Source organism: Phycicoccus sp. CSK15P-2 (assembly GCF_016888005.1).
Lineage (GTDB): Bacteria > Actinomycetota > Actinomycetes > Actinomycetales > Dermatophilaceae > Phycicoccus.
Genome location: NZ_JAFDVE010000011.1, coordinates 115,312 through 136,769, shown reverse-complemented (window position 1 = coordinate 136,769; position 21,458 = coordinate 115,312). Strand labels below are relative to the sequence as shown.

The following is a 21,458-nucleotide window of genomic DNA, read 5'->3' as shown; positions in this document are numbered from 1 at the left end:
GGGACGGCGTCCCGACCCTTCGACCGTGCCACCGTGTCCGGCCCGGCGCAAGGTCCGGCGGCACGTCGCCGGTGGCGGACCGGCCGTTAGGGTGCGGCCATGACGATCCGCACCATCTCGTGGGACGACACCGGGGGACCCGACGGGCGAGGCGTGCTGCGGCTGCTGGACCAGACCCTGTTGCCGTCGCGGACCGAGGACCGGGTCGTCCGGGACGTCGACGGGCTCGTCGCGGCCATCGAGGAGCTCGCCGTCCGGGGGGCGCCGGCCCTGGGTGTCGCGGGGGCGATGGGGGTGCTCGTCGCGCTCGACCAGGCCGAGCGCGAGGGGTGGGGCGAGGAGCGCCTGCAGGCCGAGATCGACCGCGTCCGCCACGCCCGGCCGACCGCCGTCAACCTCGCATGGGGCGTCGACGCGGTGCGCCCGCTTCTCGCGCAGGGGCGGGAGGCGGTGCTCGCCGCGGCGCGTCGGGTGGCCGCCGAGGACGAGGCCGCCAACCGCGAGCTGTCCCGGCGTGCGGCGGACTGGCTGCTCGCGCGGATGGACCGCGACCGGGTACGGGTCCTCACCCACTGCAACGCCGGGGTGCTCGCGGCGTCGGCCTGGGGCACCGCTCTCGGGGTGGTGCGCGAGCTGCAGGCCCGGGGGCGGCTGGAGGTCGTCTACGCCGACGAGACCCGGCCGTTGCTCCAGGGTGCCCGGCTCACCGCCTGGGAGCTCGCCGCGGAGGGCGTCGAGCACCGGGTGCAGGTCGACGGTGCGGCCGCCTCCACGGTGCTGCGCGGGCTCGTGGACTGCGCGGTCGTGGGCGCCGACCGGGTGGCGGCCAACGGGGACGTGGCGAACAAGATCGGCACGCTGGCGGTGGGGCTCGCGTGCCGGGAGGCGGGCATCCCGCTGCTCGTCGCCGCGCCGTGGTCGACCGTCGACCTCACGATGGCGGACGGTGACGGCATCGAGATCGAGGAGCGGTCGGGGGAGGAGGTCACGACCGTCGCGGGTCGGCGGGTCGCCCCGGAGGAGAGTGCCGGCTTCAACCCGGCCTTCGACGTGACCCCGGCGCGCTTCGTCTCGGCCGTCGCCACCGAGCGGGGTGTCGTCGAGCCGGCCGGCGGGGCCGTGATGAGCGACCTTTCCTGAAGCCAGAGACTTCATCTGACAAAAATGAAGGTATGGTCTTCATATGAGTCAGATGAAGTCTGAGCCTTCATCCCAGGTGGTCATCATCGGGGACCTCGTGGGCTCCCGGACCGCCCGGGACCGCCGCGGCGTCCACGACGCCGTCATGGCGGCCCTCGAGGCGACGGAACGGGCCGTCCCGGGTACCAGGCCGCTACGGGTCACGGTGGGCGACGAGTTCCAGGGCGTCTACGACCGCCTGGGCGTGGCGCTCGACGCCGCCTTCCGGGTCCGCCTCCACCTGCTGCCGGACGTCGACGTCCGGGTCGGCGTGGGGAGGGGCGAGGTCACGGTGGTCGACGACGCGCGCGGCATCGAGGACGGCCCCGGCTGGTGGGCGGCGCGGGAGGCCGTCGAGGCCGCGGAGTCGGCGGCCGAGAGGGCCGCGACGCGCGAGCTGCGCACCGCCTACCGGCACGCCGGGACCGGGTCGCCGGTGGCCGACGCCGTCAACGCGGCCCTGCTGTGTCGGGACCATCTGGTTGGCTCGTTGACGGACCGCCCCCTACGGCTGCTGAGAGGACTCATGGACCCCGACACCACCCAGGCGGCCCTCGCCGAGCGCGAGGGCATCAGTGCCTCCGCCGTGTCCCAGCGCGTGCGCTCGGACGGCATCGGAGCCGTGCTCGCCGCCCACGACCTCCTGCGGAGCCTGCCGTGACCTGGCTCGGTGTGTGGCTCGTCGGGCTGGGCCTGGCCGATCTCGTCCGGGGCGGTGGTGAGCGTCCCGGGGCCGAGCCCCTCGCGCGGCTCGTCGGGGCGGTGGGGGTCGTCGTCGTCGCACTGCTCGCCGGCCTCCACGGCCCCGTCGACCTCGTCGTCCTCGCGGCGGCCCTCGTGCCGCTCGTGCTGTGGCTGCGCTACTCCCAGCAGGCGCTCATGACGGGTACCGGTCACCTCGCCGCGCTCGCCTCGCTCGCCGTCGGGGCCGGGTGGCTCGTCGGACTCTCCGGATGGTCGGGGCAGCCGGGTGGCGTGCTCGGGCGATGGCTCGCGTGGGCCGAGCTGCCCGGCGCCGTCGGGGACGCCGACGTCGGGGTCGCCGTGGTCGTCGTGGGCCTCCTGCTCGCCAACCTCGCCACGGGCAACGTCGTCGTGCAGCTCGTCCTCGTCGCCATCGGGGCCAAGCGGCCCGCCGAGCGTGCCCGCGTCACACTCGGTGACGAGCCGGCGGACCAGCTGCGCGGCGGTCGCCTGCTCGGGCCGATGGAGCGGGTCCTCATCCTCGGGCTGGGCCTCGCAGGACAGTTGGGTGCGGCCGGCCTGGTCATCGCGGCGAAGGGCCTCATCCGCTTCCCCGAGCTGCAGAGCAAGCGCAGTGAGCGGGTGTCCGTCGAGGGGGTGGGGATCGACGAGGTCACCGAGTACTTCCTCGTCGGGTCCTTCGTCTCCTGGCTCCTCGCGCTCGGCAGCCTCGTCCTCGCGGGCTGACCCGGTCGCTCAGGCCTCGATGATCCGGTCGGCCCACTCGGCCGGGAAGTCGGACGTCGTGTCGCCGGCGAGCAGCAGCCGGTAGGTCATCCTCGCCGCCTCCTCGAGGTTGAGGGCGCGCCGGAGGGCCGTCTCCACCGAGTCGCCGAGCGTCGAGCACCCGTGGTGCGCCAGGACGACCGCGTCGTGCTCCCGTGCCGCCTCCGCGGCGGCGTCGGCGAGCTCGGTGCTGCCCGACGCGAAGAACGGCACCCGCCCGGCCCTGCCGACGTAGAAGCGGTGATCCAGCGTCGTGTAGCGGATGGGTGCGCCGAGCATGTCGACGAGCAGCACGTGCTGCGGGTGGAGGTGCACGATGGCGGCGATGTCGTCCCGGACGGCGTACGTGCGCTGGTGCAGCCGCCACTCGCCCGAGGGATGCTCGGCCCCGCCGACGTGCTCGCCGTCCAGGGTCAGCTCCGCGAACGACTCGTCGGTCAGGCGGTCGAGCCAGGTCCCCGTCGCCGTGACGAGGAAACGGTCGGTGCCGGGGATGCGGGCCGAGAGGTTCCCGCCGCTCGCCTGGACCAGGCCACGCTCGACGACATGGCGTCCGGCGGCGGCGAGCTCGTCGGCGAGGGCGGCGCGCGGGTCGCTCACCCGTCGATCATGCCCCACCGGCGACCTCGGGTCCCGGTGCCGCGGCCGGGTGGCACGGCCGGGTCGTAGGGTCGGGTCGGGTTCGCGAGGTGAGGAGAGGCGTGGCGTACTTCGAGCAGTTGGCTGACGGGCGTTTCCGCGCCACCGAGCACACCGGCGGCGCCTGGCGTGAGGAGGAGCAGCACATCGCACCGGCGCTCGGGCTGCTCGTGCACCTGGTGGAGCAGGAACGGGACGCTCGTCGGGGCCCGGGGATGGTGGTCTCCCGTCTCGCGTACGACATCCTCGGCACGGTCCCAGTGGCGGAGGTGGAGACCTCGGTGCGGACGCTGCGTCCGGGGCGCACGGTCGAGCTCGTCGAGGCGACGATGGCGCACGCCGGCCGCGATGTCGTCGTGCTGCGCGCGTGGCTGCTCGAGCCGCGTGACACGGCGGCGATCGCCGGCTCGCCACTGCCCGAGATCCCCGGGCCGGACGAGCTGGCGCCCTGGACCCCGAGCGAGACCTGGCCCGGGGGCTTCATCGACTCCGTGGAGCTGCGCCGGCACCGGGTCGAGCCGGGCCGGGGCTGCTTCTGGGCGCGGGCGCACCAGCCGCTCCTAGACGGCCCGGTCAGCGACCTCGCGCGGCTCGTCGGCCTGTTCGACCTCGCGAACGGGATGCTCGTGCGGGCCGACCCGGCGCAGGTGCACTTCCCGAACGTCGACCTCGTCGCGCACCTCGTCCGGGAGCCGGCGGGGGAGTGGATGGGCTTCGACACGTCGGTGTGGTTCGGCCCGGGCGGCGTGGGGCTCACGAGCAGCGTCCTGCGTGACACCGACGGCCCGGTCGGGACGCTCGCCCAGAGCCTCACCGTCCGCCCCCGCTGATGACCACGGTCCGTTCCCCGACCGGAGACGGCGAAGACGCGGTGATGCAGGCAGGGGCCGAGACGGTTCAGCCAGCCGAGTCCGACTCACTCTGAGCCGCCGGCTCGGCCGTCACGACTGCGCGGACGACGGCCATCACGTCCTCACCGACCTGGTCGACCAGGATCGCAAACACATCCGTTTCGGTTTGAGGGCGTGAGCTCAGGCCGAGTCGGTGGGCCTCTCGCAGGATGTCCGGGTACTCGTCGGCCAGTCGCGTGAGGAGCGCGCCCGCGTTGACAAGCTCGATGCCGCGCTTGGACATCCACTCCCTCGGGAAGTGGCGGACGTTCTGCGTCAGTAGCAGCTCTGCATGTGCCGAGAGCGCGGCGGCGAGAACGTGGCGGTCCTTGGCATCCATGTCGACCTTGGCGACCCGTGTCTCGTCGCGCTTCTTGACCTCGACGAGCGCAGTCGGGATGTACGCACTCAGCCGGTCGACGAGGACCTCGGCATCCTCCTGGGTGAAGTCGAACGTGTCGATGAGGTTGCGGGTCGTCTCATCGAGGATGCCTTCGCTCCAGTGGATGTCCAGCGCGCCCAGCTTCGCGGCGTATACGAAGTAGTCGCGCAGAGTTCGAGAGATCAGGACGTTCGCATCGGCGAGCGTGACCGACAGACTCAATCGACATTCCCGTACTTGTTCGCCAGCTCAGCCACGACCGCCATGTGGTCCTCGTCGAGGAGCTCGCGCATCTTCTGGATCGAGGAGGTCGGGATGCGGTGGTGCTTGCCGACCATGCGGAAGTCGATGCCTCGACGCTCGATCATCCGCATCAGGGTCGGGCGAGACATTCCGAGAATCTTCGCCGCTTCGGTCGTGGTGAACTCCTGCTTGGCCGGAACGACGAGTGCGCCCGTGGTCTGCTCGGCGTCCAGGAGGGCCAGCACCTTCTTCGCACTCTCGCGGGGGAGGCGCAGGGTCACCTCGATCTCGGGCTCGTCGCCGGCCAGACTCGAGCGTAGGGCCTGGACGTCCTCGGTCAGTGCTGTGCTCACGTCGCCTCCCAGCAGCCTCGAAGTCCCTAAGTGCTCTAAGTGTATACCGCTCTGGAGGTCGCCGGTGGCGAGCGGAATCGACGGCTGCCGTTGGTCAGCAACGAACGCCTCGAGGACCTTCTTGCGGACCGGGGCGAGGCAAACCGGCCCCTGAATCTGCGTTTCAGCAGTTCAGGGGCCGGTTCGTGAGGTTGTCAGGCCTAGATGTCGAAGTACATCTCGAACTCGTGCGGGTGCGGGCGGAAGCGGATCGGGTCGACCTCGTTGGTCCGCTTGTAGTCGATCCACGCCGCGATGAGGTCCTCGGTGAAGACGTCGCCCTCGAGGAGGAACTCGTGGTCGGCCTCGAGCGCGTCGAGGACGGCCGGCAGCGAGGCCGGGACCTGCCCGATGTTCTCGTGCTCCTCCGGCGGCAGCTCGTAGAGGTCCTTGTCCACGGGCTCCGGCGGCTCGATGCGGTTCTTGATGCCGTCGAGGCCGGCCATGAGCATCGCCGAGAACGCGAGGTACGGGTTGCTCGAGGGGTCCGGGACGCGGAACTCGATGCGCTTGGCCTTCGGGCTGTCACCCGTGATCGGGATGCGCACGCAGGCCGAGCGGTTGCGGGCCGAGTACACGAGGTTGACCGGCGCCTCGTAGCCCGGGACCAGACGGTGGTAGCTGTTCATCGTCGGGTTGGTGAAGGCGAGCACCGCGGGGGCGTGCGCCAGGAGACCGCCGATGTACCAGCGGGCGATGTCGGACAGGCCGCCGTAGCCCCGCTCGTCGTAGAAGAGCGGCTCGCCGTCCTTCCAGAGCGACTGGTGGGTGTGCATGCCCGACCCGTTGTCGCCGAAGATCGGCTTCGGCATGAACGTCGCGGTCTTGCCGAGCTCCCACACCGTGTTCTTGATGACGTACTTGAACTTCATCACGTCGTCGCCCGCGTGCAGCAGGGTGTTGAACCGGTAGTTGATCTCCTGCTGGCCCGCGGTGCCGACCTCGTGGTGGCTGCGCTCGACGTCGATGCCGACCTTGGCCAGGTTGAGGCAGATCTTGTCGCGGGTGTCGGCGAAGTGGTCGACCGGCGGGACGGGGAAGTAGCCGCCCTTGTACCGCGTCTTGTAGCCGCGGTTACCGCCCTCCTCGGCGCGGCCGGTGTTCCACGCGGCCTCGACCGAGTCGATGAAGTAGTAGCCGGCGCTCTGCTTCGTCTCGAAGCGGACGTCATCGAAGATGTAGAACTCCGCCTCGGCGCCCATGAAGGCGGTGTCGGCGATGCCGGTGGACTTCAGGTACGCCTCGGCCTTCGCGGCGATGTTGCGCGGGTCGCGGTCGTACTTCTCCCCGGTGAAGGGGTCGACGATGCTGAAGTTCATGATCAGCGTCTTCTCGGCCCGGAACGGGTCGAGGTAGGCCGTCGTGGGGTCCGGGATGAGCTTCATGTCGGACTCGTGGATGGCCTGGAAGCCGCGGATCGAGGACCCGTCGAACATCTGGCCGTTCTCGAAGAAGTCCTCGTCGACCGTCTGGGCCGGCACGTTGAAGTGCTGCATGATGCCCGGCAGGTCGCAGAAGCGGATGTCGACGAACTTGACGTCCTCGTCCTTGATGAACGTGAGGACCTCGTCAGCGGAGCTGAACAATGCTGAACCTCCTGGTTCGGTGCAGGGGCTATGGAGCCAGCCCTGAGGCATTGCCGACGAAGGTAGGGCTGACCGGTTTCCCGACCGTCACCCGGATGTTTCGCCGACGTAACGCACAGCACCGTATCAACGGGTGATACGAGCGGACCGAGGCGCGGACGACCAGTGAGACGGGCGTGGCAGGAGGGGTGGGGTGGGTCGAGGAGGGCGGGCGCCGTCCGGTGGACCGTCGGTCGAAACTAGGCTGGGTGCGTGCCGACCGACGACGCCCTCCACGGCGGCGCGCCCGCACCTCCGACCGCCACCCTGCTGCGTCGCCTGGTCGCCGTGGTCGTCGACTGGTTGCTCGCGCAGCTCGTCGCCGTCGCGTTCATCGGCATCGACACCTCGCGCGGAGGCGCGGCGGCGTTCGCGCCGCTCGGCGTGTTCTTCGTGCTGACCGTCGTCCTCGTCTCACTCACGGGCTCCACCGTGGGCCACCGGCTCCTCGGGTTGCAGGTCTGGCAGGTGCGTCCCGGCAGCTTTCCCCTCCAGGTGCTGGTCCGCACCGCCCTGCTGTGCCTCTTCGTCCCCGCCGTGCTCTCCGGCCGGGACGGGCGGGGGCTGCACGACGTCGCCGCCGGGACGCGCATCGTCCACCCCGGCGGAGCGCCGGGCCCGGGGAAGTAGCTACTACGTGACGTAGTACACAAGCTCGGCGCCTGGTCTACTACTACGAGCGGTAGGACAATGGACTCAGCCGGGAGACTCCCGGAGCGCACAGGGCAGGAGCTCACGATGACCACATCGACCTCGACCCCCACCACCGCCGCGACCACGGCCCGCTCCTCGGGCGGCTTCGCCCGGGTCGTCGGGTGGGTCGTCGCCGTGATCGGCGCCGTCATGCTCATCGGTGGTGGGTCCACCTGGGTGCTGGTCCAGGACCAGCTCGCCGCCGAGAAGATCACGGTCGCCGAGGACGCACGCTGGCTCGCCGGCGACGACGTCGACGGCCCGTTCAGCGCCTACGCACAGGCGGACATCATCAACCACCACGCCCTCGAGGCCTCGGACGGCAAGACCTACGCCGAGCTCGACCGCGAGGACCCGAGGCGGACCGTCGTCATGAACGCCTCGTTCCTGCGGGCCTCGCTCTTCACCTCGGTGCTGGCCTTCGGCGTCAGCGCCATGGCGATGGGCCTGGGTCTCACCCAGCTGCTCCTCGGAGTGGCCATGACCCGGCTCGCCCCCCGCCGCGCCTGACGTCCGGCGCCCCGAGCGCGCGGCCCCCGTCCCAGAGGGAGCGGGGGCCGCGTCGTCGTCCCGGGGGTGGGGACGGTGGGGTCACTTGCCCCGCATGGCACGCCGGTCCATCCGGGCCTTCGTCGGGTCGATGCCTTTGGGGATCGGCGGCTTGAGGCCGCCGAGCGAGGTGAGCCGCTTGTTGACGACGGACACCTCGGCCTTGCTGAGGACGGGGCGCATGCGGGTCAGCTTGCTCGAGATCTTGCGGACGGGCACCTGGCCCTCGCCGTCCCCGACCGTCCACAGGTGCACGGGCACGCCGGGAGCGACCCGGGCGACCTTCTTCTCCTCCTGCTTGAGGAGCTTGGCGACCCGACCGGTCGGGCCCTCGCCGATGAGCACGACACCGGGACGGCCGAGCGCGCGGAACACCAGTGCGGCTCCGGTCATGTCCTGCGGCCGGGTGCCGCGGGCGCCGTCCATGGCGACCGGCTCCTGCGCCGCGTACCAGCCCCGCTTGCCGAGGCCGTTGAGCGCTGCGCCGGCCGCGCCGACCTTGCCCTCGAGGGCGCCGTACATGGCCTTGTTGCCCCGCCGGTTCATGACGACCGTCGCGGCGAGCGCGGCCGTGGGGATGGCGATGAGGATGCCGTACCACCGGAACCATCCGCCGAGGACGAAGCCCACGGCGATGATCACGGCGGCGGTCGCGAGCGCGACACCGAGCATCCACCGCCCGAGCTTCGGGTCGAGGGTCTTCAGGGCGGAGTAGGCCTGCCGGATCTCGGCGATCCGTCCGGGCTTCTTCTCGGGCTGGTCGGACACGGGGGTCGGTGCTCCTGGTCTTGCGAACGACGTGCGCCCGGTGGGAGCCGGGCGGGGAGCCCTCAGGATACGGTGCGCGCGGACCGGGCCACCAACGACGCCGCCTCCTGGCGAGCGGGGTCGGACGCGGCCTCGGCGAGGTGGGACAGGTGCTCGGGCACCGGGCGTCCCCACCGCTTCATCGCGGTGGCCCAGAGACGACCCGCCCGGTACGACGAACGCACGAGCGGGCCGGCCATCACGCCCTTGAAGCCGATGTCGTCCGCGACCTCGCTCCAGTGGACGAACTCCTCCGGCTTGACCCACCGGTCGATCGGGTGGTGCATGGGGGAGGGGCGCAGGTACTGGGTGATCGTCAGGATGTCGCAGCCCGCGTCGTGGAGGTCGCGGATGGCCTCCTCGACCTCGTGGTCCTCCTCGCCCATGCCGAGGATGAGGTTGGACTTCGTGACCAGGCCGGCCTCACGCGCCATCGACAGCACTCTCAGCGACTTCTCGTACGTGAAGGCGGGACGGATCCTGCGGAAGATCCGCGGGACGGTCTCGAGGTTGTGGGCGAAGACCTCGGGGCGGGCGTCGAAGACCTGGCCGACGAGCTCCGGCCTGGCCCCGAAGTCGGGCGGGAGGATCTCGACCCCGGTGTTCGGGTTGAGCGCGTGGATCTGCCGGATCGTCTCGGCGTAGAGGCCGGCGGCGCCGTCGGGCCGGTCGTCGCGGGCGACGCCGGTGACCGTGGCGTACCGCAGACCCATGGTGCGCACGGACTCGGCGACCTTGCGCGGCTCGTCGTCGTCGAGGGGCTGCGGGCGGCCGGTGGCGATGTCGCAGAAGTCGCAGCGGCGGGTGCAGGTGTCACCCCCGATGAGGAAGGTGGCCTCGCGGTCCTCCCAGCACTCGAAGATGTTGGGGCAGCCGGCCTCCTGGCAGACGGTGTGCAGGCCCTGGCCCTTCACCATCGCGTGGATCTGGGTGTACTCCGGCCCCATCTTCGCCGTGGTGCGGATCCACTCCGGCTTGCGCTCGATGGGCGTCTCGGCGTTGCGCGCCTCGACCCGCAGCAGGCGGCGTCCCTCGGGTGCGACAGTCACGCGATCCACCCTACGCTCGCCCCTCCTTACGGCGGGGTCAGGGGCATCCCGCGGGATCAGGTGGGTACAGGCCCCTGAGCGCACGGGATGCCCCTGACCCCGCGAAGGAGTGGAGAAAGGAGGGGGTCAGGAGCGGGCGAGGACGTCGGCGAGGTGCTTCTCGGCGTAGGGGAGGACGTCCTGGACGGTGATGACCCGCCCGGCCTCCTGGGTGAGCGAGGAGACCCCGGCGTCGGCGATGCCGCACGGGATGATGGCGTCGGCCCAGCCGAGGTCGGCGTCACAGTTGAGCGCGAAGCCGTGCATCGTCACCCGCCGGCTCACCCGGACGCCGATGGCCCCGAGCTTGCGCTCCGGGTCGCGCCGGTCTGCAGGCACCCAGACGCCGCTGCGGCCGTCGACCCGGGCCGTCTCGACCCCGAACTCGCGGCAGACCCGGATCATGACCTCCTCGAGGCGCCGCACGTGGGCGACGACGTCGATCGGCACCTCGGGCAGCCGGACGATCGGGTAGCCGACGAGCTGGCCCGGCCCGTGCCAGGTGATCTTGCCGCCGCGGTCGACGTCGACGACCGGCGTGCCGTCCGTGGGCCGCTCGTGCGGCTCCGTGCGCTTCCCCGCGGTGTACACGGCGGCGTGCTCGAGCAGCAGCGTGGTGTCCTCCTCGGTGCCCTCGACGACCTGGGCGTGCACGGCGCGCTGGGTGGCCCAGCCCTCCTCGTAGTCGACGAGGTCGGGGGCGAATCCGAGGTGCACGAAGCGCATGGCGACACGGTACGCCGCTGACGTGTCGAACCCTGTCCGGGCCCGTCCGGGCAGGCTCCTAGGCTGACCCCATGACCGAGGCCCCCGCGGACCCCGCGACCCCACCGCCGGACGACGCCGACGACCCCGCGCGCCGCGCCCGCAGACCTCGCCCGGCGCTCCTCGCCGCGGTCGGGCTCGTCCTCGTCTGGCTCGTCGTGGGTGCGTTCGGCGGCCAGGCCCAGGGGAAGCTCTCGGGGGTCCAGTCGAACGACAACTCGACGTTCCTGCCGGAGAAGGCCGAGTCGACCCTCGTCGCGGAGGCCCTGTCGCGCTTCAGCGACGACACCGAGCTGCCCTACCTCGTCGTCGTCGAGAAGCGCGGCGGCGGGACGCTGACGCAGGACGACCTCGCCGCCGTGCAGCGCTTCGCCGCCGACGTCCCCGGGCTGTCGCTGCCGGTCCTCGAGGACGGCGGCACGCTCGGCGACTACCTCGTGGCCGGGACGCCCGTCGTCCCCATCCCGTCCCAGGACGGCGAGGCGGCCCTCGTCACCGTGCCCCTGGACGGCGAGTCCGGCACCGAGGCCCAGGGCGAGACGACCGCGCTCGCCGAGGGCGCGAACGCCCTGCGGGCCGAGATCGGGCGCACCCTCGCCCCCGCGGGCCTGGACGCCTACGTCGGCGGCCCCGGTGGTCTCATCGCCGACTTCTCGGCGGCCTTCGCCGGCATCGACGGCATCCTGCTGGGTGTCGCCCTGGCGGTCGTGCTCGTCATCCTGCTCGTCGTCTACCGCAGCCCGATCCTGCCGGTCGCCGTGCTGCTCAGCGCCATCTTCGGGCTGTCGGCCGCGTCGCTCGTCGTCTACCAGCTGGCGAAGAGCGACGTCATCACGCTCTCCGGCCAGTCACAGGGCATCCTCTTCATCCTCGTCGTCGGCGCGGCCACCGACTACGCCCTGCTCCTCGTCAGCCGCTTCCGGGAGGCGCTCCACGACGAGCCGAGCTCCTGGGTCGCCCTCAAGGCCGCCTGGCGGGGGAGCGTCGAGCCAGTCGCCGCCTCCGCCGCCACCGTCATCCTCGGGCTGCTCTGCCTGCTGCTCGCCGAGCTCCGCAGCACGTCCGGGCTCGGACCGGTCGGGGCCCTCGGCATCGCCGGCGCGCTCCTGGCGTCCCTCACCTTCCTGCCGGCGGTCCTCCTGCTGTTCGGGCGCAAGGTCTTCTGGCCGTTCGCCCCGAAGATCGACCACCGGCACGCCGAGGACGTCGTCGGCACCTCCCGCGGCCTGTGGGGCCGGGTCGCGTCCCTCGTCGGCACACACCCGCGACGCACCTGGGGCATCACCCTCGTCGTCCTGCTCGGGGCCGCCGCGTTCGTCCCGACCTTCAAGGCCGACGGCGCGACCATCGAGGAGACCTTCCTCACCGACGTCGACTCCATCACGGCGCAGGAGGTCATCGGCCGTCACTTCCCGGGCGGCGCCGCCCAGCCGCTCCAGGTCGTCGTCCCGCAGGCGCAGGCCGAGGAGGCGCTGACCGTCGTCCAGGACGACCCCGGGATCGACGGCGCCTACCTCGGCCTGACCCCACCGCAGCCGGGTCAGGAGCCGAGCGCCCCGCCGGTCGTCGACGGCGAGACCGTCATCCAGGCCACGACGCGGGACGCCGCCGACACCGCCGGGGCCGAGGAGACCGTGGAACGCCTGCGCGACACTCTCGACGCCGTGAGCGAGGACGCCCTCGTCGGGGGCAACGCCGCGACGAACCTCGACGTCCTCGACGCGAGCGCACGGGACCTGCGGGTCATCGTCCCGGCCATCCTCGTCGTCATCTTCCTCGTGCTGGCGCTCCTGCTGCGTTCGCTGCTCGCCCCCCTCGTGCTCGTCGTCGCCAACGTCGTGTCGTTCGGGGCGACGATCGGGATCGCCGCCCTCGTCTTCGACCACGTCCTCGGCTTCAGCGGGGGAGACCCGTCGATCCCGCTCTACGGCTTCGTGTTCCTCGTGGCCCTCGGCATCGACTACTCGATCTTCCTCATGACCCGGGTCCGGGAGGAGGCGATCGAGCGCGGGACCCGTCCCGGCGTCCTCGTCGGCCTCGCCGTGACCGGTGGGGTCATCACGAGCGCCGGCATCGTCCTCGCCGCGACGTTCTCGGCACTGTCGGTCCTGCCGATCCAGTTCCTCGTCCAGATCGCGTTCATCGTCGGGTTCGGCGTGCTCCTCGACACCTTCGTCGTGCGCTCGCTGCTCGTCCCGGCCCTCGTCCACGACATCGGGGCGCGCACCTGGTGGCCGGCCCGGCTCGTCGCGGACGGTGGCGGCTCCGGTCCCGGACGCCACGCCTCCGGGGCCCATCCGGCGGCCGACCCCGAGCCGGAGTCCTGACGAGACCGGAGCCAGGCGAGCCCAGGGTCCTGGCCCCGACGGTCAGCCGGCGCCGCCGGTCCGCGACGGCGCCGGCAGCGAGGACTCCCGCACGACGAGCCGCGGGGCCAGCACCTGGGTCGGCTCCACCGGCTCGCCCGCGAGACGCCGCAGCAGCATGTCCGCGGCGATCCCGCCCATCTCGCGGGTCCGCTGGTCGATGGTCGTGAGCCCGAGCGGCCCTCGCACGGCGTACGGGCTGTCGTCGAACCCCACGAGCGCGACGTCGTCGGGGACGGCGACGCCACGCTCGGCGAAGGCGAGCATCACACCGCTCGCCATGAGGTCGTTCGCGACGAACACCGCGTCGGTGTCCGGCCAGCGGTCCAGGAGGCTCAGCCCGGCCCGGACGCCGCTCACCTCGGTGAAGTCTCCGCGGATCAGCCGGTCCGAGGCGAGACCGGCCTCGCGGAGGGTGTCGCGCCAGCCCTGCTCGCGGTCGAGGGCGGCGGGCATGTCCTCGGGCCCGGCGACCGTGGCGACGTTCCGGCCGCCTGCCTCCAGGAGGTGCCGGGTGGCCAGCACGGCGCCGAGGTGGTTGTCGACGTCGACGTAGTGGTCGTCCGCCCGCGCGACCGGCCCCATCGGCCGCCCGCCGAAGACCACCGGCAGCGACCGGGCGAGCTCGGAGAGGAAGTGGTCTCCCGAGTGGTGCGACACGACGAGCGCGCCGTCCACGTTGCCGCCGAGCAGGTAGCGGCGGGTCTTGTCGGACGGGCTGCGCGGGTGGGCGAGGAGGAGCGTCAGGACGTACTCGCTCGTCTCGAGCCGGTCGTCGATGCCCTGGACGATGTCGGCGAAGTACGGGTCGCTGAAGAAGCGGTGGGCGTCCTCGGGGACGACGAGCGCGATCGACATCGTCCGCTGAGCGGCGAGCGAGCGAGCCGCCCGGTTCGGGACGTAGTTGAGCTGCGTGACCGCACGCTGGACGAGCTCGACGACGTCCGGACGGACGCGGGTGGAGCCGTTGACGACGCGGGAGACGGTGGCGCGGGACACCCCGGCGAGGTGCGCCACCTCCTCGAGGGTCGGCCTGCCGGTCCGGGTGCCGCCCGGCTCGGTCTCAGCGCCGTTCGACATCGGCGGTCGGGGGGAGCAGGGTACGGGTGGCGATCAGGCGAGCGTAGTCGAGCGCGCTGGCCTTCGGGGTGCGTTCCTGGGTGTCGTAGTCGACGCGCACGATGCCGAAGCGCTTGGCGTACCCCCAGGCCCACTCGAAGTTGTCGAACAGGGACCAGTAGAAGTAGCCGGAGACCGGCACCCCGGCCTCGACGGCGTCGAGCACGGCGCCGAGATGGGCGCGGACGTAGTCGGTGCGGTCGTCGTCCTCGACCGCGCCGTCGTCACCCGGCTCGTCGTCGTAGGCGGCGCCGTTCTCGGTGACGTAGAGAGCCGTGCGGGCAGGGCCGGTGTACTCCTCGTGGACCCGGGTGAGCAACCGGGTCAGGCCGTCCGGCTGAACCTCCCAGCCCATGGCCGTCGTCGGGAGACCGCGCGGGTGGCTGTGCGCGTCCGGTGCCGCCGGCAGCGGGGACCGCCCCGCGGGGGGCTCGAGCGGACCGGGTTCCGCGGACGGGGGAGCGCGGTGCCCGACGACGTCACCGGTGTAGTAGTTGACGCCGAGCACGTCGATCGGCGTGGAGACCACGTCGAGGTCGCCCGGGCGGACGTGGTCCTCCAGGCCGAACGTCGTGACGTCGTCGAGCACGTCGGCAGGGTAGTGGCCACGGAACAGCGGGTCGAGGAAGATCCGGTTGACCTGCCCGTCGACGCGTCGCGCGGCGTCGACGTCGCGGGGGTCGGTGGGGTCGAGCGGGTCGACGACCGTCAAGTTGAGAGTGAGCCCGAGCCGCAGCGAGGCGTCACGCTCGCGCAGCGCCCGGACGACGGACCCGTGCCCGAGCAGGAGGTGGTGCGCGGCGGCGAGCCCGTCGGCGGGCGAGGTGCGGCCCGGCGCGTGGACGCCTCCGACGTACCCGAGGAACGCGGCGCAGAACGGCTCGTTGAGGGTCGTCCAGGTCTCGACCCGGTCGCCGAGTCGGTCGTGCACCGACAGGGAGTACTCGACGAACCGGTCGACGGTCTCCCGGGAGGTCCATCCGCCACGGTCCTCGAGGGCCTGGGGCAGGTCCCAGTGGTAGAGGGTCAGCCACGGGTGGATGCCCGCGGCGAGGAGGTCGTCGACGAGGCGCTCGTAGAAATCGAGACCGCGCGGGTTGACCGAACCGCCGTCCGGGCGGACCCGGGGCCACGCGACCGAGAAGCGGTAGGACTCGATCCCGAGGTCGGCCATGAGCGCGACGTCCTCGCGGGAGCGGTGGTAGTGGTCGCATGCGACATCGCCGGTGTCCCCGCCGACGACCGTCCCGGGACGGTGCGAGAACGTGTCCCAGACCGAGTCGGTCCGGCCGTCCTCGTGCCGCCCGCCCTCGATCTGGTAGGCCGCGGTCGCGGCACCGAGGAGGAAGTCGGACGGCAGGGTGCGGGTCCCGTGCGCCGTGCGGGTGGGGGCCGTCATCCCTTGACCGCGCCCTGCATGATGCCGGCGACGAGCTGGCGCCCGGCGACCACGAACAGGCCGATGAGCGGCAGCGCCATGAGGACCACCCCGTTGAGGACGAGCGAGTAGTCGACGAAGTACGCGGCCTGCAGCTGCTGGAGCGCGACGGGCAGGGTCGGGTTGCCGGGGTCGAGGATGATGAACGGCCAGAAGAAGTTCGTCCACGTCATGATGAACGTGAAGAGGGCGAGCATCGCCGCGCCGGGCCGTACCGCCGGCAGAGCCACCGACCAGAACGTCCGCAGGGTCGACGCGCCGTCGACCCGGCTGGCTTCGACGAGCTCGTCCGGCAGCGCCTCGCGCAGGTACTGGGTCATCCAGAACACCCCGAAGGCGTTGACCATGCTCGGGAGGATGACCGCCCACAGGCTGCCGATCCAGCCCAGCTTGCTCATGACGATGAACAGGGGGACGACGCCGAGCTGGGTCGGGACCGCCATCGTCGCGATAACGAAGACGAGCAGCGCGCCGCGCCCCCGGAAACGGAGCTTGGCGAAGGCGAACCCCGCGAGCGTGCTGATGAGGACGACGGCGGCCGAGGCCGTCGTGGAGACGATGACGCTGTTGCCGAGGGCCTTCCAGAACGGCACGGTGTCGGCCACCGTCGCGGCGTTCTGCAGGAAGTGGCCGCCCGGGACGAGCGAGTAGGGGTCGCGGACGATCGCGGACGAGTCCTTGCTGCCGATGACCATCGACCACCAGAACGGGAACGCCGAGGCGAGGAGGACGACGACGAGGAAGACGTACGCGGTGGGCGCGGCGTGGGCGCGGCGGGCGAGGCTCATCGCTTCCCCTCCTTGGACGAGATCCGTTGCGTGAGCAGGAAGTTGACCAGCGCGAAGACGACGATGATGAGGAAAAGCATCCAGGCGACGGCGGCCGCCCGCCCGAAGTTCTTCTGCGTCCAGCCGAGCTGGTAGAGGTAGATGGTCAGCGTCTGCCACTGCTTGTCCGGCCCACCGAGCCCGTACTGGTCGAACATCCGTGGCTCGTCGAAGATCTGCAGGCCGCCGATCGTCGAGGTCACGACGACGAAGATCACGGTGGGGCGCAGCTGCGGGATCGTGATGGACCACAGCGTGCGCAGCCGGGACGCGCCGTCCACCAGCGCGGCGTCGTAGTAGTCACGGGGGATGGCCTGCATCGCCGCGAGGAAGATCAGCGCGTTGTAGCCGGTCCACCGGAAGTTGACCATCGTCGCGATCGCGAGATGGCTGGGCAGGGTGTCCTGGTGCCAGCGGATCTCGGGCACCCCGAGCGTCCCGAGGACGTGGTTGAACAGCCCGAACCGGTCCCCGAAGAGGTCGCTGAACACGAGGGCGACCGCGACCGGCGCGAGGACGTAGGGGACGAGGACCCCCATCCGCCAGAACGTCCGGGCCCGCAGCTTGCTGTCGAGCGCGGCGGCGATGAGGAGGGCCAGGACGACCTGGGGGACGCTCGAGAGCAGGAAGATGCTCACGGTGTTGCGCAGGGCGTTCCAGAAGTACGGCTGGGCGAGGACGTCGCGGTAGTTCTCCAGGCCGGTGAAGTCGCCCTGGCCGCCGATGAGGTTCCAGTCGTGCAGCGAGACCCACGCCGTGTACAGGAGCGGGAAGAGCCCGACGACACCGAAGAGCAGGAAGAACGGCGAGACGTACGCGTACGGCGCGCCCTTCTCGTCGAGGCGGGTGAGCCTGCGGCGCCAGCGCGTGCGGGGGGCGCCCGGGCCGGGCCGGTCTGCTCGCTCCGGCGGGGCCGGGTCCGGTGGCGTCGGGGCCGCCACCGGGGCCGGCTGCGTCGGTCTCACGGTCATCGGGAGTCCGCTCCTGGGGTCGGGTGGCCCGGCGAGCCTGCGCGCTCACCGGGCCACCCGGGTCTCGGGGCACCGGCGGGGCCGGTGCGGCTCGGATGGAGGGGCAGGGTCAGCCCATCGACTTCACTTCGGCGACCCACTTGTCCCACGAGGTCGTCGGGTCCTCGCCCTGCTCGATGCGGGTGAGCGCCTGCTGCATCGCGTCGTTGACCGCGAAGTAGTGCGCGCCCTTGTACGGGGACACGGTGACGGCCTTGGCGCGCTCGGCGAGGATCTGGCCGGTCGGTGCGCCGTTGAAGAACTCGACGTTCACCGACTGCAGGTCGGGGCTGTCGAGCGCCTCGGTCTGGCTCGGGAAGGTGCCGACGGCCTTGAACGCCTTGATCTGCTGCTCGGGGGCGGTCAGCCAGGCGGCGAGCTCGCGCGCCTGCTCGGGGTGCTCGCTCTGGTCCGGCACGACGAGGTAGGAGCCGCCCCAGTTGCCGCCGCCGCCCGGGAAGGTGTTGGCGACGTCCCAGCCCTCGACGCCCTCGGCGTTGCCCTCGATGACGCCGAGCATCCAGCCCGGGCAGAGCATCGTCGCGAAGCCGTCCTTCTGGAAGGACGCGGTCCAGTCGTCGCCCCACTGCTGGAGCTTGGCGGAGAGGCCGTCCTCGATGCCGGCCTTCACGAGCTGGTCGTAGATCGCCTTGACCTCGGGGTTGTCCGTGGCGGTGACGGTGTCGTCGTCCGGGTTCTCGTACGCGGCCGGGACCTGGTTGACCATGCCCTGGTAGGTGGCGCCGATGGAGTCGAAGAAGGGGACGTCGGACGTGGCCTTGAACTTCCGGCCGGCCTCGAAGTAGCTCTCCCAGGTGTCGCCGAAGAACGCCGCGACCTCCTCGCGCTCGCTCGGCAGCCCGGCCTTCTCGAAGAGGTCCGCGCGGTAGCAGATGGCCTCGGGGCCGATGTCCGTGCCGTAACCGATGAGCCGGCCCTCGCCGTCGGTGGCGGCGGCGGTCTTCCAGTCGAGCCAGCGACCGGCGACGTCGTCGGAGGTGAGGTCGCTCAGCTTGTCGGAGTACTGGAGCATCTCGGGCAGCCAGTCGACCTCGACGGCCTCGACGTCGGCCATCCCGCTGCCGGCGGCGAGCCGGGTGAAGAAGTTGTCGCGGGCCTCGTTCGACGTGGCCGCCTTCTTGTGCTCGACCGTGATGTTCGGGTGGGAGGCCTCGAACTCGGGGATGAGGTCGTCGTAGCCGAACTGGTTGAACGTCGCGAGGGTCAGGGTGACCGGGCCGTCGTCCCCGGCGGCGTCGTCTGCGCCGTCGGAGTCGCCGCCGCACCCGGTGAGGGCGAGAGCGGCCACGGCGGCCGTGGCGATGGTGGCGTGCCAGTGACGGGGGCGTCGCGAGCGCGTCGGGGTCGGTCGAGCGGTCATGAGAACTCCTTCGGTCCCACCGGGTTGAGAGCGCTCTCACGAGAGCGCTCTCACAGAGTGGTGGGTCGTCGTGAGCGCGTCAATGGTCGTCCCAGGGGCTGTTACCGATTCGAGACCTGAGCGGGACCCCGGGCGGCTCAGGACCGCGTCAGACGCCGCGTCCCGAGGCGCTCCTCGACGGCGGCGTCGCCGTCCCGGACGACCCGGTAGGCGGCCGCGGGGGCGTCCCGCTCCGCGACCGCCTCGACGAGCTCGGTGCCGTGGTAGACGAGCCCGACGCCGTCGTCCGTGCAGTGCGTCTCGGGCAGGGTGCCATCAGCGACGAGCCGGTGGACGAGGGGGCGGCGCCGTGCCTCGGAGTCGTAGTGGACGCCGTTGCCGTAGGGCAGCAGCGCCAGGCCGTTCGTCACCGCCCGGAGCTCGGGGCCGAACGAGTCGGTCGTGCCGCCGACGTACCAGCAGATCGACCCCGCGGAGACGCCGGACAGCACCACGCCGCTCTGCCACGCGGCCCGCAGCGCGGGCCCGAGGTCGTGGACGGCCCACACGGCGAGGAGGTTGGCGACGGAGCCACCTCCGACCCAGACGACGTCCTGGTCGAGGAGGTGCCCCGGGACGTCCTCGACGTTCGGTAGGGGGAAGAGCTCGAGGACCGTGAGGTCGAACCCGGCGAGGCGGCCCGCCTGCAGGTGGTCGTACAAGAACGCTCGCTGGTCGCCCGACGCGGTGCCGACGACGGTGACCCGGGGGCGCCGGCCGTGGACGCCGGACAGGTCGACCGCGTGGTGGACCAGGGCGTCGAGCTCGAGCGGGGCGCGCTCTCCCCGGCGGTAGCCACCGGACGTGGCGAGGATCGTGGGCTGGTCAGCGGGCATCCGCTCACTGTACGAAGCCGGACGCGGCGGGGCTCCCACGGGCCTGTGGACAACTCCACGGCCCGTCCGGCGGAGCACGGCAGGCTGGCTCCATGGATGTCGTGACCGACGTGGTGGTGCCGGACGTACCGGGGTTCGAGCTGGGTGCGGTGCTCGGCCGGGGTGCGACGAGCGAGGTCTGGGCGGCCGTCCGCGAGGCCGACGGGCGCCGGGTCGCGGTCAAGGTCACCGGAGCGGACCCCGAGCTCACCGACGCCGCGGTGCGCGAGGCCGCCGTGTCGGCCCGGGTCGCGAGCGAGCACGTCCTCGCCGTCGAGGCCTGCGTGCCGCTCCCCGACGGCCGCACCGCCCTCGTCATGCCGCTGCTCGACGGTGGCAGCCTCGCGGCACTGGTCCGCGCGCGCGGCCACCTGTCGCCGGGCGAGGTCGTCACGGTCCTCGCGCCCGTCGCGTCGGCGCTCGGCCGGCTGCACGCGGCCGGTGTCGTGCACGGGGACGTCTCGCCGGGCAACGTCCTCCTCGACCTCGACGGCCGCCCCGTGCTCGCCGACCTCGGCCTCGGCCGGGTCGTCGGCGAGGCGGACACCCCCGTCTGGGGCACCGAGGGCCACCTCGCCCCCGAGGTCCTCCTCGGGGCGGACCCCTCACCGGCCGCCGACGTCTACGCCCTCGGGGCGCTCGGCTGGATGTGCCTGGCGGGTGAGGTACCGGGGGCGCCCGGCCTGCGCCCCACGTTGGCCGAGGTGAACCGCGCGGGGGAGGGGGCGGCGCCCCTCCTCGCCGTTGTGGAGTCCGCCGTCGCGCCACGGGCACGGGAGCGGCCGTCCGCGGACGACCTCGCGTGGGCGCTCTTCGAGGCGGCGCAGGCCGCGCCGCTGCATCTCGTCGACGGGACGGACGACGTCAGCAGCGTCACCTACCGGCTCCGGGCGGCGGCCGGGGCGCCGGACGGACCGGAGGACGACGCGTCCTCGTCCGGGCGCTCGCCCGTGGCACGGGCGGCGGCGACGGTCGAGCGGGCGGGCGGTCTGGTCCGCGGGCTGCGCCCGCGGTCGCGCCGCAGGGCGCGGCACGGTGCCGGCACCCGGCGGTCGCCGCTGCTCGTCGGCGCGGCGGCGCTGCTCGGCGCCGCCGTGGCGGTGGTGGGCGTGCTCGCGGTGCCACGCGCCGCGGAGCCGACCGTGTCCGTGCGGGCGCCGGTGACCAGCTCCGGTGCTCCCGCGGTGACCGGCTCCGGTACTTCCACGGTCATGCCCCAGCAGGCGTCTGCGCCCGGGGACGACCCGCGGCTCGACCGTGCCGTCGACGCCCGGCCGGACGCCGTCCTGCGCACCCTCGCCGACGCCCGCGCCCGGGCCTGGGCCGAGGCCGACCCGGAGCAGCTCGGCGAGGCGTTCACGACCGGTCCGATGCTCGAGCGGGACGCCCGTGGGGTGGCCGAGCTGAGACGTACCGGGCTCCGGTACGACGGGCTGCGCTACACCGTCACCGAGGTCCGGGTCGTCCGCTCCGCCGAGTCCGCCGCCACGGTGCGCGCCCGCCTCGGGACCACGGGCTACGCGGTCGCCGGAGGACGCACGGCGGTCTCGCACCGGGAGGCCCAGGCGGCCCAGGAGGTGGTCGTCGAGCTGGTCCGTGACGAGCGGGGCTGGCGGATGGCCGACCTGCGGAGCGCGTGACCGTCGGCTGCTCGGTGGCCCGGCGGCCGCTGGGGCGACGA

Annotated in this window: 21 protein-coding genes; 8 read left to right on the top strand and 13 right to left on the bottom strand. The window is 72.3% G+C overall.

What is annotated here, in order from left to right; genetic code table 11:
* The first annotated feature begins 99 nt into the window (after positions 1–99).
* From mtnA to JQN72_RS07555, 3 genes are read left to right on the top strand one after another with little or no spacing between them, the layout of a single operon-like run.
* The gene (mtnA, locus tag JQN72_RS07565) at positions 100–1,140 is read left to right on the top strand and encodes an S-methyl-5-thioribose-1-phosphate isomerase (protein WP_204134555.1); all 1,041 of its coding nucleotides are present in this window, start codon (positions 100–102) and stop codon (positions 1,138–1,140) included.
* A 43-nt stretch (positions 1,141–1,183) separates the two neighbouring features.
* Positions 1,184–1,840: a SatD family protein gene (locus tag JQN72_RS07560; RefSeq protein ID WP_239100282.1), complete on the top strand. Its 657-nt coding sequence runs from the start codon at positions 1,184–1,186 to the stop codon at positions 1,838–1,840.
* Positions 1,837–2,610: a hypothetical protein gene (locus JQN72_RS07555; RefSeq protein ID WP_204134554.1), complete on the top strand. Its 774-nt coding sequence runs from the start codon at positions 1,837–1,839 to the stop codon at positions 2,608–2,610. Before JQN72_RS07560 ends, JQN72_RS07555 begins: the two co-directional genes overlap by 4 nt.
* A 9-nt stretch (positions 2,611–2,619) precedes the next feature.
* Here the strand turns inward: JQN72_RS07555 and JQN72_RS07550 are convergent, their stop codons facing one another.
* A complete protein-coding gene (locus tag JQN72_RS07550) occupies positions 2,620–3,249 on the bottom strand; it encodes a class II aldolase/adducin family protein (RefSeq protein ID WP_204134553.1) in 630 nt (209 codons plus the stop codon).
* A 101-nt stretch (positions 3,250–3,350) separates the two neighbouring features.
* Between JQN72_RS07550 and JQN72_RS07545 the strand changes: the two genes are divergently transcribed.
* Positions 3,351–4,118 carry a thioesterase family protein gene (locus tag JQN72_RS07545; protein ID WP_204134552.1) on the top strand — a complete coding sequence of 256 codons (768 nt, stop codon included), beginning with the start codon at positions 3,351–3,353 and terminating at the stop codon, positions 4,116–4,118.
* A 67-nt stretch (positions 4,119–4,185) separates the two neighbouring features.
* Here JQN72_RS07545 and JQN72_RS07540 read toward each other — a convergent pair whose 3' ends face one another.
* From JQN72_RS07540 to glnA, 3 genes are all read right to left on the bottom strand, one after another.
* Complete coding sequence (locus JQN72_RS07540) at positions 4,186–4,782, bottom strand: PIN domain-containing protein (RefSeq protein WP_204134551.1); 597 nt, start codon at positions 4,780–4,782, stop codon at positions 4,186–4,188.
* On the bottom strand, positions 4,779–5,156 hold the full coding sequence (locus JQN72_RS18705; RefSeq protein WP_204134550.1) for a helix-turn-helix domain-containing protein: 378 nt from the start codon (positions 5,154–5,156) through the stop codon (positions 4,779–4,781). The genes JQN72_RS07540 and JQN72_RS18705 overlap by 4 nt, the downstream gene beginning before the upstream one ends.
* Before the next feature lie 200 nt (positions 5,157–5,356).
* Positions 5,357–6,781 carry a type I glutamate--ammonia ligase gene (gene glnA / locus JQN72_RS07530; protein ID WP_304622425.1) on the bottom strand — a complete coding sequence of 475 codons (1,425 nt, stop codon included), beginning with the start codon at positions 6,779–6,781 and terminating at the stop codon, positions 5,357–5,359.
* 252 nt (positions 6,782–7,033) lie between these two features.
* Here glnA and JQN72_RS07525 point away from each other — a divergent pair, with 252 nt between their 5' ends.
* Together JQN72_RS07525 and JQN72_RS07520 are read left to right on the top strand one after the other, a co-directional pair.
* Positions 7,034–7,450: an RDD family protein gene (locus tag JQN72_RS07525; RefSeq protein ID WP_204134548.1), complete on the top strand. Its 417-nt coding sequence runs from the start codon at positions 7,034–7,036 to the stop codon at positions 7,448–7,450.
* Positions 7,451–7,558: 108 nt separating this feature from the next.
* A complete protein-coding gene (locus tag JQN72_RS07520; RefSeq protein WP_204134547.1) occupies positions 7,559–8,023 on the top strand; it encodes an aromatic ring-opening dioxygenase LigA in 465 nt (154 codons plus the stop codon).
* Positions 8,024–8,104: 81 nt separating this feature from the next.
* On the opposite strand, the gene JQN72_RS07515 is transcribed toward JQN72_RS07520, so the two are convergent.
* From JQN72_RS07515 to lipB, 3 genes are all read right to left on the bottom strand, one after another.
* Positions 8,105–8,830 (bottom strand): DUF4191 domain-containing protein, encoded by a 726-nt coding sequence (locus JQN72_RS07515; protein WP_204134546.1) that lies wholly within the window; start codon positions 8,828–8,830, stop codon positions 8,105–8,107.
* Between the two features lie 62 nt (positions 8,831–8,892).
* Positions 8,893–9,918 (bottom strand): lipoyl synthase, encoded by a 1,026-nt coding sequence (gene lipA, locus JQN72_RS07510; RefSeq protein ID WP_204134545.1) that lies wholly within the window; start codon positions 9,916–9,918, stop codon positions 8,893–8,895.
* A 126-nt stretch (positions 9,919–10,044) separates the two neighbouring features.
* Positions 10,045–10,683 (bottom strand): lipoyl(octanoyl) transferase LipB, encoded by a 639-nt coding sequence (gene lipB / locus JQN72_RS07505; protein WP_204134544.1) that lies wholly within the window; start codon positions 10,681–10,683, stop codon positions 10,045–10,047.
* Positions 10,684–10,754: 71 nt separating this feature from the next.
* Between lipB and JQN72_RS07500 the strand changes: the two genes are divergently transcribed.
* Positions 10,755–13,049, top strand: coding sequence for an MMPL family transporter (locus JQN72_RS07500; RefSeq protein ID WP_204134543.1), 2,295 nt, complete (start codon positions 10,755–10,757; stop codon positions 13,047–13,049).
* A gap of 42 nt (positions 13,050–13,091) precedes the next feature.
* Here JQN72_RS07500 and JQN72_RS07495 read toward each other — a convergent pair whose 3' ends face one another.
* The 6 genes from JQN72_RS07495 to JQN72_RS07470 form a co-directional block, all read right to left on the bottom strand.
* The gene (locus JQN72_RS07495) at positions 13,092–14,105 is read right to left on the bottom strand and encodes a LacI family DNA-binding transcriptional regulator (protein ID WP_307812498.1); all 1,014 of its coding nucleotides are present in this window, start codon (positions 14,103–14,105) and stop codon (positions 13,092–13,094) included.
* A gap of 46 nt (positions 14,106–14,151) precedes the next feature.
* On the bottom strand, positions 14,152–15,606 hold the full coding sequence (locus JQN72_RS07490; RefSeq protein WP_204134541.1) for a GH1 family beta-glucosidase: 1,455 nt from the start codon (positions 15,604–15,606) through the stop codon (positions 14,152–14,154).
* Positions 15,603–16,433: a carbohydrate ABC transporter permease gene (locus JQN72_RS07485; protein ID WP_204134540.1), complete on the bottom strand. Its 831-nt coding sequence runs from the start codon at positions 16,431–16,433 to the stop codon at positions 15,603–15,605. The genes JQN72_RS07490 and JQN72_RS07485 overlap by 4 nt, the downstream gene beginning before the upstream one ends.
* The gene (locus tag JQN72_RS07480) at positions 16,430–17,443 is read right to left on the bottom strand and encodes a carbohydrate ABC transporter permease (protein ID WP_204134539.1); all 1,014 of its coding nucleotides are present in this window, start codon (positions 17,441–17,443) and stop codon (positions 16,430–16,432) included. The genes JQN72_RS07485 and JQN72_RS07480 overlap by 4 nt, the downstream gene beginning before the upstream one ends.
* A gap of 109 nt (positions 17,444–17,552) precedes the next feature.
* Positions 17,553–18,863: an extracellular solute-binding protein gene (locus tag JQN72_RS07475; RefSeq protein WP_204134538.1), complete on the bottom strand. Its 1,311-nt coding sequence runs from the start codon at positions 18,861–18,863 to the stop codon at positions 17,553–17,555.
* A gap of 137 nt (positions 18,864–19,000) precedes the next feature.
* The gene (locus tag JQN72_RS07470; protein WP_204134537.1) at positions 19,001–19,738 is read right to left on the bottom strand and encodes a peptidase E; all 738 of its coding nucleotides are present in this window, start codon (positions 19,736–19,738) and stop codon (positions 19,001–19,003) included.
* A 92-nt stretch (positions 19,739–19,830) separates the two neighbouring features.
* Here JQN72_RS07470 and JQN72_RS07465 point away from each other — a divergent pair, with 92 nt between their 5' ends.
* A complete protein-coding gene (locus JQN72_RS07465; protein ID WP_204134536.1) occupies positions 19,831–21,417 on the top strand; it encodes a protein kinase in 1,587 nt (528 codons plus the stop codon).
* Positions 21,418–21,458 lie beyond the last annotated feature (41 nt).

Coding starts and splice junctions, on each gene's coding strand:
- JQN72_RS07490 (WP_204134541.1), bottom strand. CDS start 15,606: ATGACGGCCCCCACCCGCACGGCGCACGGGACCCGCACCCTGCCGTCC.
- JQN72_RS07520 (WP_204134547.1), top strand. CDS start 7,559: ATGACCACATCGACCTCGACCCCCACCACCGCCGCGACCACGGCCCGC.
- JQN72_RS07485 (WP_204134540.1), bottom strand. CDS start 16,433: ATGAGCCTCGCCCGCCGCGCCCACGCCGCGCCCACCGCGTACGTCTTC.
- JQN72_RS07560 (WP_239100282.1), top strand. CDS start 1,184: ATGAGTCAGATGAAGTCTGAGCCTTCATCCCAGGTGGTCATCATCGGG.
- JQN72_RS07465 (WP_204134536.1), top strand. CDS start 19,831: ATGGATGTCGTGACCGACGTGGTGGTGCCGGACGTACCGGGGTTCGAG.
- lipB (WP_204134544.1), bottom strand. CDS start 10,683: ATGCGCTTCGTGCACCTCGGATTCGCCCCCGACCTCGTCGACTACGAG.
- JQN72_RS07500 (WP_204134543.1), top strand. CDS start 10,755: ATGACCGAGGCCCCCGCGGACCCCGCGACCCCACCGCCGGACGACGCC.
- JQN72_RS07480 (WP_204134539.1), bottom strand. CDS start 17,443: ATGACCGTGAGACCGACGCAGCCGGCCCCGGTGGCGGCCCCGACGCCA.
- mtnA (WP_204134555.1), top strand. CDS start 100: ATGACGATCCGCACCATCTCGTGGGACGACACCGGGGGACCCGACGGG.
- JQN72_RS07470 (WP_204134537.1), bottom strand. CDS start 19,738: ATGCCCGCTGACCAGCCCACGATCCTCGCCACGTCCGGTGGCTACCGC.
- JQN72_RS07475 (WP_204134538.1), bottom strand. CDS start 18,863: ATGACCGCTCGACCGACCCCGACGCGCTCGCGACGCCCCCGTCACTGG.